The organism is Halorhabdus sp. SVX81 (assembly GCF_029207715.1).
GTDB lineage: Archaea > Halobacteriota > Halobacteria > Halobacteriales > Haloarculaceae > Halorhabdus.
The window spans coordinates 500,802-517,969 of the sequence record NZ_CP104322.1 but is presented as its reverse complement, the minus strand read 5'-3'; the positions used below and the strand labels follow the sequence as shown (position 1 = coordinate 517,969).

Sequence of the window (17,168 nt, the reverse complement as noted above, 5' to 3'; positions counted from 1 at the left end):
GGGACGGGAAATTGGACCGAAAAGACGACAGCGAGTAGCAGGGCACTAAAGAGAATCTGGGGACGGTTCCAGGTCATGAAAGCATGGACGGGATGGCCTGCGGCCGCCCGTCGAGGAGGTGATAGCACGCCTGGAGACAAGCGGCGGTGACAATGAGGAACGGGCGTGGGAGCAGTCGTTCGATTCTGGTCTGTGGATACTGGCGTTCGAGCCGCTTGATCTCGGCAGTTCGTTCCTCCGGTGGAGAACCTGTCGTCTTGGCGTCCTCGTGAAGTCGACGCGCGGCGAGAAACGCCGTGACTCGCGCCATCCTGATGTCGGCGTCAAGGATCCGCCAGAACAGTTCCGTGTCCATGGCGTACTCGTAGCTCTCGTCGATACCGCCGACTGATTCCAGAACGTCGCGCTTGAAAAACGTGCTGTGGTTGCCGGCGAACTGGTAGTAATACTTGTGGACGAACGTCGACGGCCGGGCGTTGTACTTCCGGCCGATCTCGTTCCCGTCGGCATCGACGAAGAGGTGATCACCGTACACAATGTCACAGGTGGGGTTGCGGTCACGGACATCTGCAAATGTCTCAAGGGCCCCCTCCAGAAGGTAGTCGTCGGAGTTTACCCAGATGAGCCACTCGCCGTTGGCCATCTCGATCCCCTTGTTGATAGCTTCGGACTGACCGCCGTCCGGTTCGGAAATCCAGCGGAGATCGTAGTCGTCTTCGAACTTGCGGAGGAGGTTGACGGTGGCATCGGTCGAGCCGCCGTCGACGACGATGTGTTCAACGGATGGGCCCGTTTGGGAGCGCACGGATCGAAGGTTGTCCGCCAGGAATTCGGCGTGCTGGTAGGACGGCGTGATTACGCTCACCGCCGGATCGCTCATGTACTGGGTTGAACACCGAAAGCGCATAACGATTCGGTTCGGTGTCTGCTAAATCAGCCATCAGCGTCTCGTCTAGCGACATGGCGATAGATCGCGGACCGGACGGCGTTCGGCAAGAATCGAAAGACAGTCCTGGTAGCAAGGTTGAACAGGAAGACCGGCAGACTCGTGAACCCGCGTCGATAGAATTCGATTTGACGTCTAACTTCGGCGCGAGCGTACTCGAGACCCCCTCGTCGTGCAGCCATCGCCGGCCCGGCCCGAACCTTCACCAGTACCGCCGGGAGGTTCGCGAACGACGCACCCGAGAGGAGCATTCGGACCCAGAGGTCGTAATCTTCCATCCGCACGACAGGCCGGTAATTACCCGCCTCGAGAACGGCCTGGCGGCGAAAGCAAACGGTCCCGTGGTTCATTGGACTGCGAAAGCGAGCCTTCCGGCGAATCGAGTCGTGATCGGTCGGTACCTCTCTGACAGTCACCGGATCGTCGGGATCGCACTCGAACTCCGCGATATAGCCCCCTACGATGTCGATATCTGGGTGTTCCGTTAGGTAGGTCACCTGGCGTTCGAACCGGCCGGCAACGTTGATATCGTCGGCGTCGGCACGGGCGATTAGATCGTTACGACAGGCTTTGACGCCCTCCCGAAGGGCATTTCCAAGGCCACTGTTCTCGGGAAGGGAATAACGTCGGCAAACGTTGGGATAGCGGTCTTGCCAGGTCGAAAGCGTGGATTCGAGTGCGTCGGTGAGGGGGCCGTCCGCAACGACGAGTACCTCCTCGGGAACGAGGGGCTGGTCGAAGCAACTCTCAAGCGCAACCGAGAGCTCTCCGGCGTCGTCGCCGGCGTAGGTCGGTAGGAGAACTGAAAACGGAGGGTGGTCATCTGCCATCTTTGGGATCTCGACCGTGGGAAATCGACGGTTGGTCTGTGCGTTTCGAATATCACAGCGATGGGATTAAACTATGGCGACTTATCTCGGCCAAGCAACGGTTGACTCAAAACCCAAATCCTAATTCTCCCCGTTGTAGAGCATACTTCGAATGGCATCTGTGCTCGCACTGTTCCACCGGTCGACGCTCAATCCTCGTCTAGAACTGTTCGCACAGGCGTTGGTGGACGATGGGCACAATGTCGAGGCCCTGTGCTGGAGGCGCGGTGGGGCATCAAACGCCGAAGGCGACGTTGTGCCGACCACCCGTATCAACACGCCGAATTTCCCCATGTCGCTGTGGAACGTGTTTTTCATCCCGATACTCTACTGTAAATTCGTGGTAGCGATCTATCGCCGACAACCAGACGTTCTACTCTGTGGACACATATCACTATTGCCACTTGCCGTACTCCTCGGGCTGCTGACTCGAACGCCGGTCGTCTACGACGTCGTCGAGACCTACGAGACGGGCTATCGAAGTCGGGACTCGGTACTGGCAGGCCCCTTTACGACGCTGGTCACCGGTATCGAACGGCTCTGTCTACGCGGCGTCGCAGGCATTACCGTCATCGACACTGCGGAGGGGCTGCTCGCCGAACGCTATCGCGGCTTTACCGATAACATGGATGTCGTCTATAATTTACCACGTGTAAAGCCAGCACCTGAGCAGGAAGGGACTGATGGACCGACGACGATAGTCTATGCCGGTTTGGTCGATGAGCGAAAGGGCATTCCAACGCTGTTGGAGGCCTTCTCCGACATCCATCCCGATCACAATATCGAATTGCTGGTCGTCGGCGGCGCGGTCGACGATACGCTGGAACGACTGCAAGAGCGCGCTAGTGAACTCGGCGTCTCCGACGATGTCGAATTCGTTGGTCAGGTACCCTACGACGAGGTACACGACCACTTGCTCCGGGGCGATATCGCCGTGGCACCGTACCAGCGCCTCGAGGTGTACGAAATATCGCGGTGGAATACACGGAAGATCCCGGACTACATGAATGCCGGCCTGCCCGTTGTAGCACCGAATTTCGGCGGGTTTCCGGAGATCATCGAGGAAACTGGTTGCGGGATCACAGTGGACACCGGCGATGTGGAGGCAGTGGCCGACGGAATCGAATCGCTCCTCGCGGACCCGGATCGAGCGCGTGAGCTAGGTCAGCACGGTCGTCGTGCGCTGGAAGAACAATACAACTGGGAACGAGAGCAAACGAAGGTGCTCGATGTTTTCAATCGAGTGAGGGGGTAGCCAACATTGGTTCATCATGTTACGGAACAGCATCCTGTCGATTTTCTAGAAAGTGAATATAAGTTTCTCGATAGTAGATAGTAGTACGTAACGGCACGTTCAGACAGAACATAAAATAGATGGACTACAAATTAAAAGGTCGAAAGCGGATTGCTGGCATTGTATTACTTGGCTGTGCGTATCTCTTTATCGGCTTTACCACTTCTTCCCGCCTTCTTTTGGACTTCATATCAACTGTCCATGATAGTCCCTATTTCCTCGTAATATTGATGGGTACCTACGTTTTTCGACCATTTCTCGGATTACCGCCAACCCCTCTTAACCTCTTTGTCGCGTACGTGTACGGCCCAATTGGATTTATTATCATCCAGACCGGGACTGTGATTTCGACAATTCCATCATTTCTAGCTGGCCGACTCTCCAGTCCAGATGGTGAGGTAGGTGAGCGATTTGGTACCCTTTGGACACAAATTGGAGGGTTCCGGTCAATGGTTGTAATCACGCTTGCACCGATCCCGTTGGATATGGTCGGGTACAGTGCCGGACTGGCGCGACTTGATCGTCGCGATTTCTTGACTGGCCTCTTTCTCGGAGCCATCCCATGGTCAGTAGGCCAGACAATCATTGGTTGGTCACTTGAGAATTACCGTGTGTCTGGAGACTCGGAGATCGCTTGGTTGGTCATAGCGTGTTCCTTGTTGTCACTCTTGCTACTTGCACCTATGATTTACTCATATACTCGCAGGGACTAAGCGAGAGGTAGTGTTCAGATAAGATCCGAGGTGATTAGGACCAGCAGAAAGCCCTCACCAGTTCCAGTCCCGCGACTCGCTGTCGTAGGAAATCGAAAATCTCCGAGATGACGAAAGAGCTCCGCTCTTTCGGACCACGCGCTCCAGTCGCGTTGCGGCTTGCAGTGTCTGCTCACGGGCCATACGCGGCTTGCTTCGTCGGGGTTCCCGAAAAGGGAGGTGGACGACGCCGACAACCTCAAACCGTGACGGCTACGCCGTCACGCGTGCCTCGCCCTTTCAGTTTACCAGAAGATTTCGTCCGCTGGTCGACCGAAGATATCCGATTTTCGCAGGCCACCAGGATTCGGCTGTTCAGCCGGCAGCAAGTGGTTCTTCGGTCGGCGCTTATCTGAACACTACTAAACGAGATAGAGTAAAGCCTAAAACGCGTGTTGTATATATATGATTGAATGTCGATACTAAACGAGAGCAAGACACCGGTGCGAGCGTTTTTTACCGCACTGACCATTTCTGCAGCTGCACTTGGTGTTCGATTATTCTACTTTTTCCGCAGAGGAGTCGTCACACCGCCCGACTCGAGTGGCTATCTCCAACAGTGTGCGGCATCAATCAATTCACCATTTGTTTTGCTCTCTGGCGATAAAGGTCTGGAGTACGCAGGGTTTTTGGTTCCGTTCTGTGGGTTGGCAAATGTCACGGGGACTCCACTTGCCTGGGTTGCCATTCAGTTACTTCTCGGTTCCCTAACAGCCGGGATTCTGTATTTGACTGGACGAAGACTCTTTTCAGCACGCGCCGGCGTCGTTGCTGGTGGACTGTGGGTCCTCATGTGGGATGCCTTTCGTTGGGACGTGGCGTTACTCTCAGATTCTGTATTTGTGTTCATTGTTGCGCTAACTATGTACGCCTTTGCGTATTATCAAGATGAAGGGTCTACCTTTTCGAGGGTAGCAGTACTACTTGGACTAGGATATATGTCGATTACGCGGCCGTTCGGACCGCCGATACTCATTGGATGGCTTGCTTGGGATCTCCTTGGTGACAATGACCGCCGACGGACTGGTCTTCTTCCGAACCGATTCGCGCTCATCGGTGGAACAGTCGCAATTAGTGTCGTTCTCATCTTATTCACCACTCGGACAGCATGGATCACCGACCACGTCTTTGATGTATACCGTAACGGCTGGATTTTCTGGAAGGGCCGAAACGCTGAACTTATCGGGAGTTATACATACGACGTAACCGAAGCAACAGGATTCTTCTCCTTTGTAATTTCAAACATCCATCATTTATTCGTGATGGGAGCGATAAAAGTAGTCATGTTGTTCTATCCTGGGCCCCTGTATGTCCAAAACAGTCCCGGGTGGTTTGCGATTCATCTCGTCTCGTTGCTCCCAACTATCTTGCTAGGATGGCTTGGCGTCGTCAAGTTGTTGTGGGACCGCCACCGTGCACAAAGCGTCGTCCTGACACCGATCGTAGTGGTTACCGGTATTGTCGCAGTGACTTTCATTGACGCTGGGTGGAGATATCGCGCACCGTTGCTCCCTGCAATGTGTCTGGCCGCGGGATATGCTTTCATTCGTTCTAATGCGTTGATGCAGCTTTGGGACTGGACGATACGGCAGATGCTCAGGGCTGTTGGTACACCTCCCGCTCCGCTTAGTAGCCCATACCGTCCTGATACTCAGATATTATATAATACCGTCAGCCGACTCCCACATGAAGAATTATCGGAGATTGCCGTGTATGGGTATCTTCATCCGATGCTACCCGTCCGTGAATTGTTCTATGCTCGGGGACATCTAGTCATGAAGATGCTCGATAACCCAACCCGCTATGTTGACGTTGGCTGTGGTCCTGGGTTATTACTCCATAGTCAAGATAACGGCGTCGGGGTTGACATTCGACCGACAGTTGGAGGGGACTACCTCAGCGCGCTCAATGATCATTCCCCAGTCATTGGGGGTGATATATCATCGTTACCGATTGGAGATGGGTCTACTGAAGCGGTAGTCGCGATGGATGTTTTGGAGCACTTAACTGATCTCTCCACAGCGAGTGACGAGATCGAACGTATCTTAACCGAAGACGGATCTCTAATCGTATGTGGTCCGACTGAGAACTTGTTTTATAAGGCCGGCCGATGGATCGGTGACTTCAATGGGGCCGATCATAAGACAACTGTTGACGACATCAATAAGCACCTGAAAGCAGAGGGGTGGCAAATAGTGAAAGAACGTAAAATACGAATTATCTTTCCATTGTTTACCGTATATAAGTATAAACGTCCTAACGAAGAGATGTGAATTTATCTATCTTGGATTCCCAAGAGGGCCGCAGTTAGATAAGGAGCCGAGATGAAAGAGGCTCTCAAAGTCCTCGTCAGTTCGGATTCCCACTACACACTGTGCAGTTTAGCCGCGCTGCGGCCTGCAATGTTTGCTTCGCCAGAGTCCACGGATAGGACGGTTGGCTTTGCTGACCTTCACAACCCGTGGTGATTGCCAAGAGTTGTACCGCATCAAATAGAGGCGGAAAAGTCGTCTTCTTGAAGCCACGCACAAGGCTCGCTCTTTCAGTCTTGCAGGATTCTAGCTTCGTAGTCGTACGTCGATATCGGTCCGCCGTCTTCAGTATGAGCTAATGGACCGGGGTTAAGCCGGTTGCACGCCTGTCTAGTTCACCGTAACGTTTACTTCGGTGACGTGAAAGGTGTACAATACGGCTGCCCGTACCGATACCTTGAGTTCACCATGCCCCCAACAGTCTCCGTCGTCATCCCGACATATCATCGGTCCGATCTGATCGAACGGGCCATCCACAGCGTTCTCGATCAGACGTTCGACGACCTCGAGTGTATCGTCGTAGACGACTGTTCACCCGACGAGACGGCGGAAATCGCTCGGTCGATCGACGACGAACGGCTGGCTGTACTTGACCACGAGGAGAACAGAGGCGCGTCGGCGGCCCGAAATACCGGCATCGAGGCGGCCACGGGGGAGTACATCGCGTTCCTTGACGACGATGACGAATGGCTTCCGGAGAAGCTCGAAAAACAACTCGCTTTGCTCGAATCGAGCGACGACTCGGTGGGCCTCGTCTACTGCTGGATGGACTACCGCGACGCCGACGCCAATCTGGTGACCGAGTACCGACCTACCTACAGCGGCGATATCTTTCTCGACGTTCTCGACAAACAGCGTATCGGCAACAGTTCGACGCTCGTGGCACCTGCGAAAGTGGTCGAGAACGTGGGAGGGTTCGACGAGTCAATCCCTCGAGGCAACGATGGCGACTTTATTCGACGAGTTGCGCGTGAGTACGATGTCGAATACGTTCCCGAAACGCTGGTGGTATCCTACGTAGAACATGGGCATCGGCGAATCTCACAGCAGGATGACCGCGGGGCAAAAGATGCTATTTCTGGACAAAGGGCAAAAATTGACAAATTTAAGGAAGAACTCGAAGCGTACCCGGAGAAGCAAGCAATAATCCATGCACGGATCGGATTGCGCCAGGCACAGTTGGGGTCATACTCCGCCAGCGCGAAGTCATTTTCAAAGGCGATACGGTCTGCACCGACCACTCTCGAGGTATACAAAGAGCTTCTACGTTCGGTACGATACAGGGACAAGTACTGATGAGTGATAGTAGTCAGAAGAAGGAACAAGAGATTCAACAAGATCAATACGACTTCCCATATCACTACATTCCCCAACGAGAGGAGGGGCGGTTCTCTCAGACTCGCCACTGGTGGTGGGGATTTCGCTACTTGGGCGGATTTGAAGTCGTCTTCGACCAGCTTGGTGGTTCCCAGTTCTCTTCACTCGTGGACGTTGGCTGCGGTGACGGGCGTTTCCTCAGGGAACTGGGATCAGAATATCCTGACGTCACGGCAACAGGGATCGACTATTCGAAGCGGGCAATCGACATGGCGAAGGCGCTGAATCCTGGACTGGATTTCCGATGTGTGGACCTCAGATCTGACGAAGTCAATATGAGCTACAATGTCGTCACACTCATAGAGGTCCTCGAGCACATTCCACCGGACGACATTGATTCGTTCCTCGATGCGATAACCGACATCCAAGATCCTACTGGACGGACCATCATTACTGTGCCCCACGAGAACAAACCTGTCCAAGACAAACATTTCCAGCACTTCAGTGGAGCAGGATTGCGCGATCTCCTCACTCCCCACTTCGAGAGAATTGATCTCGTTCCGTTCGACGATATTGAGTCACGTGGATTGAAACTGGCACGCAAACTCATCGGCGGTCGAGGATCGAATGTCGTCGTCACGAACGACTGGATAAACCAGCGTTTCTTCGACCTCTACCTCGATAGATATCTGTACGTTCCCGAGGCGAAGTGCGGCCGAATCGCTGCCGTCTGCCAGGATCCCAAATGACGAGATCGAATGCTGATTCACGGGTATCCGTCGTCATAACCACTTACGAGCGACCGGAGCTCTGCAAACGGGCAGTCCGAAGTGTGCAAGCCCAGACGTTCGAGCCCAGAGAGATAATTATCGTCGAAGATGCCTCCGAGACCGATCTCGAAACATGGCTTGATCGTGAAGTACCAAACGCGACGTACGTACGGCATGAGGAGAATCGTGGGCTTGCAGCCGCCAGAAATACCGGTTTCAATCACGCGACGGGCGAGTACGTTGCCTATCTCGATGACGACGACGAGTGGAAGCCGGAGCGGCTTGAACGCCAACTGAAAGTGCTGGAGGGTCCGTCTCCTGACGAGCAGACGAAACTCGGCGTCATCTACTGTGGTGTCGAACGACAGTCACCCGAAGGTGAGACGCTGTCCACCTCACTCCCGGAGAATGAGGGTAATCTCGCCGCGTCCATTCGGGAGGTCGGTGCGTCAACCTATCCGTCGACGTTTCTGTTTACGGCCGAAGCACTCGAGGATGTCGGTGGGTTCGACGAGTCGTTGCCCTCCTCGATCGATCACGATATCTGGATGCAACTCGCGGTGGCAGGCTACGAAGCCCGGCGTGTGATGGACGCACTCGTCGTCACCTACGTCTCCGATCGTGCTCAGATGACGACGAACACGGAGCGCCGTATCGCTGGCGTCCAACAGTACATCGAGAAGTGGGGGCCGACGTACAAAGAATGGTTCGGGGAAGCGAAAGGGAAGGCGTACGCAGACCGGTACTACGCTCGCGTGATTGCACGGCTTGCAGCGACGAATCTCGTCTCCGGTGACGTTTGGGATTTCTGGATAGCCTCGAAATCAATTTTCGAGACGAGTGAGGAAACAGCCTACAACATTTCGGTACTGATGAAGTCTGTCGGCCGACGCATGGCCTCCATTATATTGCCACAACAGGCCAAGCAAGGCTTTCGAGAGCTATTATAGGTGGAGTCGGTTGATTCACTGTCACGGTGAGGCGGTCAGAGAAGGAAAATCTCGGCGCCTGTAGTCACTCCAAGCGAATAAAACATATACGAAGCCACCGTCATTGCCAGTATAACACATGGGCAGAAATGACAATCCAAATACCTCTGATGTTACAGATGTTACTTTCAAAGCTGACGACCCGATTCTAAAACAAATCGGTGATACACCTCTCGTGGAGTTTCCGGGGAACGAAGCCATTTTCTGCAAGTTAGAGGCCAAGAATCCGACGCGCTCACACAAGGATCGGCTTGGTCTCGGGATGATCCTCACGATGCGCAAACGTGGCGAGCTTGAGCCCGGGCAACGTGTGATCGAAGCCTCCTCGGGAAACATGGCAGGTGGCGTCGCGCTGGCTGCAAACCGGCTCGGGCATCCCTATACGATCGTCGCGCCGGAATCCGCGAGTCCGATCAAGATGGGATACGTGCGAGCGCTTGGTGGAGAACTGATCCAGACTCCAGCCGTCCCGCATGACCACGAGGATTACTACCAGAAGAAGGCAACTGAACACGCCAAAGAGACTGGCGGAGTTCTCATCAACCAGTACGAGCGATCACTCAACCCCGAAGTCCACTATGCCTGGACCGGACCCGAACTGTGGGAGCAGATCGAAGGTCTAGGGATCACCCACATCGTCGCGGCGACGGGTTCGGGTGGGACCCTCTCGGGGATCGGCCGATACGTGAAAGAGAACGATCCATCGGTAACGATAGTCGGCGTCGACGCCGAACAATCGAACATCAGCCGAGACTTCACAGGGCAAGAGCGGGGGGAGTACGATACCGAAGTCGAAGGGCTTGGTCAGTATCGGACGACAGACGCAATTGACTTCGAGGTAATCGACGAGGTGATGGATATCCCCGACAACGTCGCTCTCGAGACCACGCGCCGCGTTGCGGAAAAAGATGGGATGCTCGTCGGAGTTTCGAGTGGAGCGGTACTGGCTGCCGCACAAGACATTTTGAAGTCCGATCCTGACGCCAGAATCGTCACTATCGTCCACGACGGTGCAGAACAGTACTTTCATCAGGTCGAAGGATGGTAACAGACAGTTCCGGGGATGGAATTCTCGGGATAATCGGCGGACTCGGGCCAGCAGCGACTGTCAACTTCATGGCGGAGATCATCGAGCAAACGCCTGCCACATCCGATCAAGAACACCTCGAGACGATCGTCTATAACGATCCCAAGATCCCTGATCGGCAGGATGCGATCCTACGATCGGGTAAGAGTCCTGCTCCCCGTCTGGTCCGAAATGCGAAAACGTTAGAGGATGACGGTGCCGACTTGATCGTCATCGCCAGTAACACAACCCACCATTACCACGGTGATGTCGCGGATGCAGTGTCGGTCCCAGTCCCCAATATGATCGAGCTCACGGCAGCAAACATCGCCACGACGGATGCTGAATCTGTGGGTGTTCTCACCACGAATTCCGCTATCGAGATCGACCTATTCGACCGGGCGTTCGACGGTACCGGTATCGATATCGTATATCCGGATGAAATCGACCGGCTAATGGACGCAATATATACGATCAAGCGAGGAGACGAAAAACGGGGCCGGGAGTTGTACGATTCCGCTGCAAAAACAGTCGTCGACGCCGACGTCGATGCAGTAATACTCGGGTGTACGGAGTTTTCGGCACTCCCTTGGCCTTATGCCGTCGATGCCGTGGACCCGGTCGTCATCCTCGCACGGTACTGTATCGACGCCATCAAAGGCGCTGAAAGAACTGAGTGAATCAGGAGCCTTGCTTTCGGTCGGAGTCAGTATCGACCAACGAGGTGTAGGGATGATCCGCATCGTCAAGTTCTATCTCTCCGAGGATCGCCTGCGCACGATAAGTGAACGGATGAAACAACGTGTCACCCTCCTCGTAAACGTCCTCAAAGGTATCTACCGTCATGATGCCCAGTTCGCCGTCCGAAAACGCCTCTTGATATAGGTCGGCTGGATCTGGCTCCGTTCGGGGCCCCTCGCTGATACGTCGTTTTAAATGGTCAGACAAGTAATACGACGGTTTGATTAGACGTTCGAATGGGTGTTCGACCACGGGCCAGAGCGCTGTATCACGGATCCCATCGACAACACGTTTGAGACGGGTGTCCCTTGGATTGCACGGGATTGTGACCGCCGTAGTTGCATCCGAGATCGCCTGGACTGCCGTTCGTTGGAACCGGCGCTTGTGGCGTTGCTCAAAGGCCGTGTTCAGGAAGAAGTCCACGACCTCACCGTCCCACCACGGCAACCACCAGTCCAGCCCCGTGACATCGTGTGCCCGCGAACTGCTAGTGGGAAGTTTTGCCTGGCGCTCCCGCCAATCGAAACGCTCGAAGGCCTCGATGGCCTCGACCGGTGTCCCCCCATCAAAATCCAGCGTGTCCTGTAGCCGACCCCGGATGGACGATCGATCAGCGTCAGTAAGGTGCCGATGATCATAGTGCTTCTCGATGATCATCTCCTCGATCTCACCTCTCGAGACGTGTTCACGATCGAGTAGCTCCGTCGGTATCTTTGCGCCGGAGACCATCCCCCCTGAGCAGCCGTTTACGACGACAGCATCCTCCGACATCACGTCGTCTTGTACGAGTCTTCTCGCTGACGCCCACTCGCGCAACCATGGAATCGACGTCAGTGTGAATCGTCGATCGAGTTCGACGCGATCGTCGGTCCGGTACCACTCGTAGAAGCGATCCTTGTCGAAGACGACTCGATGCCAGTCGACCCCAAGAGCGTTAGCGAGTTGTCTACTGATGTCCACCTCCCCGTGGCCCTGCACACCCCACGCATAGGCGTGGAGGTTTTCGTATCCGGCATTCACGAGCCCGACAATGATCAACCGGGTATCGTATCCACCGGTCAGCGGGATCCAGATTTCGCGACCGTCCGCGTAGTCCATCAGTCGGAGGAGAGCTTTCGTCCAAACGTGGTACAACTCGTACTCGTTTCGCTCGCGCTGGTCGCCATACTCAAAGTTGAAGTACTGGCGAAAATCGACAGTCCCGTCGACAATGTGGGCAAGCATTCCAGCGGTTGACTGGTTGATAGACTCGACAAGCGTATTCGAACCGGAAATGAAAGTTGCGGTTTCGAGTTCAAGAGCGGAAACCTCGTCGATTTGTGGGTCGGAAAGTTCCGCGACGGCTTGAGATTGGGAATCTGTGACGTAAATGCCACTGTCACTATCAACTATGTATAGAGGGATCCCGTTGATATAGTCCACCGCAGCAAGCCAACCGTCGTCGATACGAGTAAGCACGGAGAAAAAGCCAGTAACCGACTGCAAGATCCGTTCACACTCGGTTACGGTACTTGCTCGTGCCAGTGCCTCAGCGGGTGATTCTTGCCGGTCTAGGCCCGACCGCCAGTAGCACTGGCCCAAAAGGTACGTCTCCTCAGTAGCACGAGTTGGATGGGAAAAATCCCAGTGTACACCGCACATTGCTGTTAACGATACTCCCTATCAACCTTAGGCCTTTCTTTGGAGGGAGACCACATACTTGTCCAGATTATGCAAGCCAAGCCGGAATGGGAAAGGAAGAAACAGTCTTCGACATCGATGTACAGTACTAGCTGTAAATGAAATCTAACCGGTTCCAAGAGTGCTATTACCGACTGCCCCAGGTACGTCACCCTCGTGGAGACGTAGTCCTGCGAGGTGGTGAGTAGAGCGTGACCTCCTCAAGAGCAAATGTGAGTCCGTCGGGTAGAGGTTACGAATAGCCGAGATCTTCGAGGTGTCTTTGCTTCGCAGGCGATATGTCGATCGTATCCTCAGCCACCGAGTCTCGACGCGGGATCGTCTGCAAGAGCCGTCGCGCCTCCTCATTGGATCTGATCGGTGAGCCATCGACGAACGGGTTCGTGAGATGATATCGAAGAGCAGCTGGTAAGTGTCTGACCCTAGCCCACGGGCTCCCCACCAAGGGTACGTGCTTTCCAATCGTGCGAAATACCTCAGTCGCCTGTCGTCGAGTACCGAAAGACTCGCCCGAAGAGTGCTTGTAGACGTATCCGCCTTGACGGTCCCAGATGCTCTCGATCGTGATCGCCTTGAGATCGTCCCCACTTTGCTTCCGAAGGACCCCACCTTTAGGACGATGGTAGTGGTTATATCCCCAACTTTGCCCGCTCGAATAAACGCTCTGGCCACTCAACTCCCAGTCAAACTCGGTATCCAAAGCCTCTCCTATTGTCGGCACTATATCGACGTGAGACATGAGAGAACAGGACTCAGGGACTGTGCGCCCGTCCGGGTTAAAAATCACTGTCGGCACCCTCACTAACTCCGAAACCACTGGCCGAGAGTGGGATTTTTCGCTGTACTCACCAAGCAGTTCTCCGTGGTCCGACGTGAATATGACGAGCGTGTCGTCTAATAGCCCCCTATCACGTAACGAGCCGAGTCGCTCTTGGAACCGTTCCGCCGCGGTGTTTGCACCAGTGTGGTACTTTTCCTGAATCTTTTCCCAGTCTCCTCGAAATCTACCCCACATATCGTCCCGCGGTCGCCCACCCCAGATGGTGTGAGCGTCATCCGATGGTTCGAACCACTCCTCGGTCCACTCGCCATACGGTGAATGAGTTGAGTTCTCTCTTTCCACGTATATGAACGGTGGTTCCAACTCGGACAAACGTTGTTTGCCCTTCACATCTTGCCCAAGAACATCATACATGCCCCCGTCAAGCAATACCTGCCAGAACGACGTGTTGAAATCATCTATACCGAGCAGCGAAGTTGATTGGTCGAGTTGATGATAAAAGGTAAAGACATTGTGCTCCGTGGGATGTAACCCCGAAAGGATACTCGAAAATGAGGCCGGCGATACAGTAGACGAAGCAATCGTTTCGACGAAATCACCCTTTCGCTTAATTCTATCAGGTAAATAGTCTAATCGGAGAGCGTCCGCAACGAAAATAACGACGTTGTCCATACCTGTGACAGGACGTGTCAACACTTGTGTGTTGCTGTGTTACCGTACGGTAATTTCATGATAGTTCGACCTGATAAACCGGACAATCTCCATAGATCTCTTTGTCAGATTCGGGTTATCTGTTCTCTCCTCATCGGGATCACCACGGAAAGTACTCACTCAATTGTCCCAGAATGAAAAGAAGCGGACATATATACTATCAGACTACTAGGAGACACGACATCGAAACCACGTCAATTACTCAGTGTGCGATTTCTCACCGCGAACGATATAGTGGCTGTCGGATCGGTCGTATACGCGCTTAATCGTTTCAAATCCGCATTCTCGTAGTATGGAAAACAGATCCTCAGGGTTCTGGTCCAGCCGGGTCAGTTTTTCTTCGTGAACCTCACAATAGATGAGTCGACATCGCTCTTCTTGTAGTGTCTCCACCATTCCTTGTAGTGCTTGGAGTTCTGCTCCCTCAACGTCTATTTTGATGACGGTCGGAAGCGGGATGTTCTCCGTAGTCACGAACGAATCAATTTCTACCGACGGAACCGATATGATTTCGTCGGCCTCTGTTTGAACGTCGGATACTAGCGTGTTTCCCGTTGATTCATCTTTCACGACAAAAGAAATTTCGCCACTCGTGTCAGAGACAGCCAATTGATGAGTACTAACGGAGTTACCGATTTCATTAAGTTCAACGTTTCGCTGTAGATCTGAAAACGCATCCGGAGACGGTTCAAACGAAATTACAGTAGGTGATTGGGGCATGCGAGCGATCATGCACGTGAATAGACCGCGGTTTGCACCGAAGTCATAGAATACGTCTCCCTGTCTGATTTGCGTAAAAACATCTTCAACTACTGACCGCTCGGGAAGTGAGTGGGGAATGTGGGAAGTGTTGTGAAACTCCGCTTTGACCCCATCAACGGTGTGAGTAACTGTCCCATCACGGAGCAGACGGTTGTACCAGTGTATAACATATTTTTCGAGACCGCTACTTCGGACAACATTTTGGACCGGACGGCGGTACATTGTAGATAATAAATACCGCGCGATGGCTTTGATCTTAGAAGTCATCTATCTAGTAATTGAATGAAGACCACCAACCTCCACACCTGGATGTAAACTGCCAAGCGTAAGAAATGAGTCCAGATCTCGCGGAGGAATTGGCAGAAAGAACTTGGTTTTGTGATCTTTCTGGATCCACCGACCAACGACCGATATGCCATCGCGAGGAGCCGTGTTCATTACACGGGGAACCGATTATTATGTTTTGATATCGTATCATTCGTTTTTGATCCTGAGTCTCCCGCGCTGGTTGAACGCATACGTAAACTCATCGTTTAGTCGTGATGGGTCTTTCGACGTCGAATCGATAGGCACCCGACCCAGTCTATGAAGGCGAATATACTGTGCAAAGAACCCTGGGCGCATCCCCCAATCATAAAACCGATCTTCGCCGAGGACGCCGTGTCTCGGGTCAGAATCATAGTACTCTCTCCACTGCCGTCGGTACCGGAGTTCCCGGAGTATCCGTTCGAGAGGGGTGGATTTCAAGAGTTTTTTCATCTTGTTGAAATAACCGCTTGGATTAGTATCACTTCTTTGGGGTTTCGTCGAACCCGTCTCTTCTTCATACAGATTTTTCACATATTTCTTATAGGCGTATTGATCCCGTTTCCATCGGGGGTGTGTCTCGGTCCAGAATTCGACTAAATTCTTGTTCAACAGAGGACAGCGCCACTCAAACCCGAGGTAATCGATCAATGATTCGTTCCAGACCCAATTCTGGTAGAGATCCCAGCGGAAATCCTCGTAGAGATTGATAGCCTGGGCCGATGTCAGTTCCCCGCCCGAGTAGCCGAGACCCGCCAAGACTCGATCAAGCAATCGCCGTCGAAGGGCCTGACTGTGTACTTCGGCTGCGTAGAGCCATAGATTGTCCCGTTTAATCGCTGATCGAAACTCATCTTCGCCGACGTTGCCCTCTTCCGTGAATGTCGGTGGAATCGCTCTGCCAACATCGTTGGCGGTGTGGCCTGGGACAAATATGGCATCGTCCGCGATCACACCACGCTCCACCAGTTTCTTGATCTGGACGTATTTGAACGCCGGATTATCCCCGCTGATCAATCCAACAGTTTGATAATACTCGTCAAGTGCCCCTGATTCATAGAGTGTACGCCAGTCAGAGTGGGTTTCGTCAGTTGAGTACCAAGGGTATCCGATCTCATTAGCTATGCGCTCGGCCGGTTCGACCTCGTTACCGCAATTATTGGCTGTGAAACAAACGACATTATCATAACCCAGTCGGCGCAACATGAGTGCCACGAGAGTGGCATCATTTCCCGAACTCAGCGGTACGACAAGCTGTCGACCGTCAGCGTACTTGATAAGTTCCTGAAATGCCGCTTGTACTTTCGTTGTGAAATCGTCGATGACCGTGCCTACATCTTTGCGTTCGATCGCAATGTCGGTCGGAGTTCGTGGCTGGTAGTACTGTTCTACCTGGAATTGACTGGAGTTGTCGTCCGACCTAGCTACTAAGAGACTCCCCGCCGGCAGGCGCTTGATGCCCGGATAACGGGTCTGCCCATTCATAATCGCACGATTGGTAAGGTGCTCTACTTCGGCAATCTCGGAGGAGTCAGAGATATCAAATAGATCACTCATCCAGGGAACGTCGTCACTTATAAATGGGCCCTGCTCACTCTCACCGAAATAGAGCGGCTTCGAGTTGAGGTGATCTGTGACAGCATAAACGGTCTGTTCCTTCTCAACGATGAGGGAAAAATATCCTCCGACAGAAGCAAGCAAATCACGGAATTGTTCCAAGCCGTCGATTGCAGACAATTCGTCCCGCGCTTCGTCGGCGCCGTAATATGTATCATCTAGACAGGGACGACCACAAACGTGAATGCCCCCTTCTGATGACCAGCCATGGTAATTGTTGACTTTTATATCAATCATGTTTGATTTGGTATGCGA

The 17,168-nt window shown here is 53.4% G+C and carries 13 protein-coding genes; 7 read left to right on the top strand and 6 right to left on the bottom strand.

Going from position 1 to position 17,168, the window contains the following annotated elements; genetic code table 11:
* Positions 1–73: 73 nt before the first annotated feature.
* Positions 74–880 (bottom strand): glycosyltransferase family 2 protein, encoded by an 807-nt coding sequence (locus tag SVXhr_RS02510; protein ID WP_275739122.1) that lies wholly within the window; start codon positions 878–880, stop codon positions 74–76.
* A gap of 53 nt (positions 881–933) precedes the next feature.
* Positions 934–1,776 (bottom strand): glycosyltransferase, encoded by an 843-nt coding sequence (locus SVXhr_RS02505; protein ID WP_275739120.1) that lies wholly within the window; start codon positions 1,774–1,776, stop codon positions 934–936.
* 151 nt (positions 1,777–1,927) lie between these two features.
* Here SVXhr_RS02505 and SVXhr_RS02500 point away from each other — a divergent pair, with 151 nt between their 5' ends.
* The 7 genes from SVXhr_RS02500 (at position 1,928) to SVXhr_RS02470 (ending at position 10,995) form a co-directional block, all read left to right on the top strand.
* The gene (locus SVXhr_RS02500; RefSeq protein WP_275739118.1) at positions 1,928–3,070 is read left to right on the top strand and encodes a glycosyltransferase family 4 protein; all 1,143 of its coding nucleotides are present in this window, start codon (positions 1,928–1,930) and stop codon (positions 3,068–3,070) included.
* 1,204 nt (positions 3,071–4,274) lie between these two features.
* On the top strand, positions 4,275–6,134 hold the full coding sequence (locus SVXhr_RS02495; RefSeq protein ID WP_275739116.1) for a methyltransferase domain-containing protein: 1,860 nt from the start codon (positions 4,275–4,277) through the stop codon (positions 6,132–6,134).
* A 399-nt stretch (positions 6,135–6,533) separates the two neighbouring features.
* Entirely contained in the window at positions 6,534–7,469 is a 936-nt protein-coding gene (locus SVXhr_RS02490; RefSeq protein WP_275739114.1) for a glycosyltransferase family 2 protein, read from the top strand.
* A complete protein-coding gene (locus SVXhr_RS02485; RefSeq protein WP_275739112.1) occupies positions 7,469–8,239 on the top strand; it encodes a methyltransferase in 771 nt (256 codons plus the stop codon). The genes SVXhr_RS02490 and SVXhr_RS02485 overlap by 1 nt, the downstream gene beginning before the upstream one ends.
* Entirely contained in the window at positions 8,236–9,210 is a 975-nt protein-coding gene (locus tag SVXhr_RS02480; protein ID WP_275739109.1) for a glycosyltransferase family 2 protein, read from the top strand. Before SVXhr_RS02485 ends, SVXhr_RS02480 begins: the two co-directional genes overlap by 4 nt.
* A 118-nt stretch (positions 9,211–9,328) precedes the next feature.
* The gene (locus tag SVXhr_RS02475; protein ID WP_275739107.1) at positions 9,329–10,297 is read left to right on the top strand and encodes a cysteine synthase family protein; all 969 of its coding nucleotides are present in this window, start codon (positions 9,329–9,331) and stop codon (positions 10,295–10,297) included.
* Positions 10,291–10,995, top strand: a complete 705-nt coding sequence (locus SVXhr_RS02470) for an amino acid racemase (protein ID WP_275739105.1) — start codon at positions 10,291–10,293, stop codon at positions 10,993–10,995. The genes SVXhr_RS02475 and SVXhr_RS02470 overlap by 7 nt, the downstream gene beginning before the upstream one ends.
* Before the next feature lies 1 nt (position 10,996).
* Here the strand turns inward: SVXhr_RS02470 and SVXhr_RS02465 are convergent, their stop codons facing one another.
* The 4 genes from SVXhr_RS02465 to SVXhr_RS02450 all read right to left on the bottom strand — a co-directional run bounded on the left by SVXhr_RS02465 (position 10,997) and on the right by SVXhr_RS02450 (position 17,150).
* Positions 10,997–12,514 carry a hypothetical protein gene (locus tag SVXhr_RS02465; protein WP_275739103.1) on the bottom strand — a complete coding sequence of 506 codons (1,518 nt, stop codon included), beginning with the start codon at positions 12,512–12,514 and terminating at the stop codon, positions 10,997–10,999.
* Between the two features lie 454 nt (positions 12,515–12,968).
* Positions 12,969–14,189: a sulfatase-like hydrolase/transferase gene (locus tag SVXhr_RS02460; RefSeq protein ID WP_275739101.1), complete on the bottom strand. Its 1,221-nt coding sequence runs from the start codon at positions 14,187–14,189 to the stop codon at positions 12,969–12,971.
* A gap of 237 nt (positions 14,190–14,426) precedes the next feature.
* Entirely contained in the window at positions 14,427–15,212 is a 786-nt protein-coding gene (locus SVXhr_RS02455) for an FkbM family methyltransferase (RefSeq protein ID WP_275739099.1), read from the bottom strand.
* Positions 15,213–15,464: 252 nt separating this feature from the next.
* On the bottom strand, positions 15,465–17,150 hold the full coding sequence (locus tag SVXhr_RS02450) for a hypothetical protein (RefSeq protein WP_275739097.1): 1,686 nt from the start codon (positions 17,148–17,150) through the stop codon (positions 15,465–15,467).
* Positions 17,151–17,168: the final 18 nt, after the last annotated feature.

Coding starts and splice junctions, on each gene's coding strand:
- SVXhr_RS02475 (WP_275739107.1), top strand. CDS start 9,329: ATGGGCAGAAATGACAATCCAAATACCTCTGATGTTACAGATGTTACT.
- SVXhr_RS02460 (WP_275739101.1), bottom strand. CDS start 14,189: ATGGACAACGTCGTTATTTTCGTTGCGGACGCTCTCCGATTAGACTAT.
- SVXhr_RS02510 (WP_275739122.1), bottom strand. CDS start 880: ATGAGCGATCCGGCGGTGAGCGTAATCACGCCGTCCTACCAGCACGCC.
- SVXhr_RS02450 (WP_275739097.1), bottom strand. CDS start 17,150: ATGATTGATATAAAAGTCAACAATTACCATGGCTGGTCATCAGAAGGG.
- SVXhr_RS02485 (WP_275739112.1), top strand. CDS start 7,469: ATGAGTGATAGTAGTCAGAAGAAGGAACAAGAGATTCAACAAGATCAA.
- SVXhr_RS02470 (WP_275739105.1), top strand. CDS start 10,291: ATGGTAACAGACAGTTCCGGGGATGGAATTCTCGGGATAATCGGCGGA.
- SVXhr_RS02495 (WP_275739116.1), top strand. CDS start 4,275: ATGTCGATACTAAACGAGAGCAAGACACCGGTGCGAGCGTTTTTTACC.
- SVXhr_RS02505 (WP_275739120.1), bottom strand. CDS start 1,776: ATGGCAGATGACCACCCTCCGTTTTCAGTTCTCCTACCGACCTACGCC.
- SVXhr_RS02480 (WP_275739109.1), top strand. CDS start 8,236: ATGACGAGATCGAATGCTGATTCACGGGTATCCGTCGTCATAACCACT.
- SVXhr_RS02455 (WP_275739099.1), bottom strand. CDS start 15,212: ATGTACCGCCGTCCGGTCCAAAATGTTGTCCGAAGTAGCGGTCTCGAA.
- SVXhr_RS02500 (WP_275739118.1), top strand. CDS start 1,928: ATGGCATCTGTGCTCGCACTGTTCCACCGGTCGACGCTCAATCCTCGT.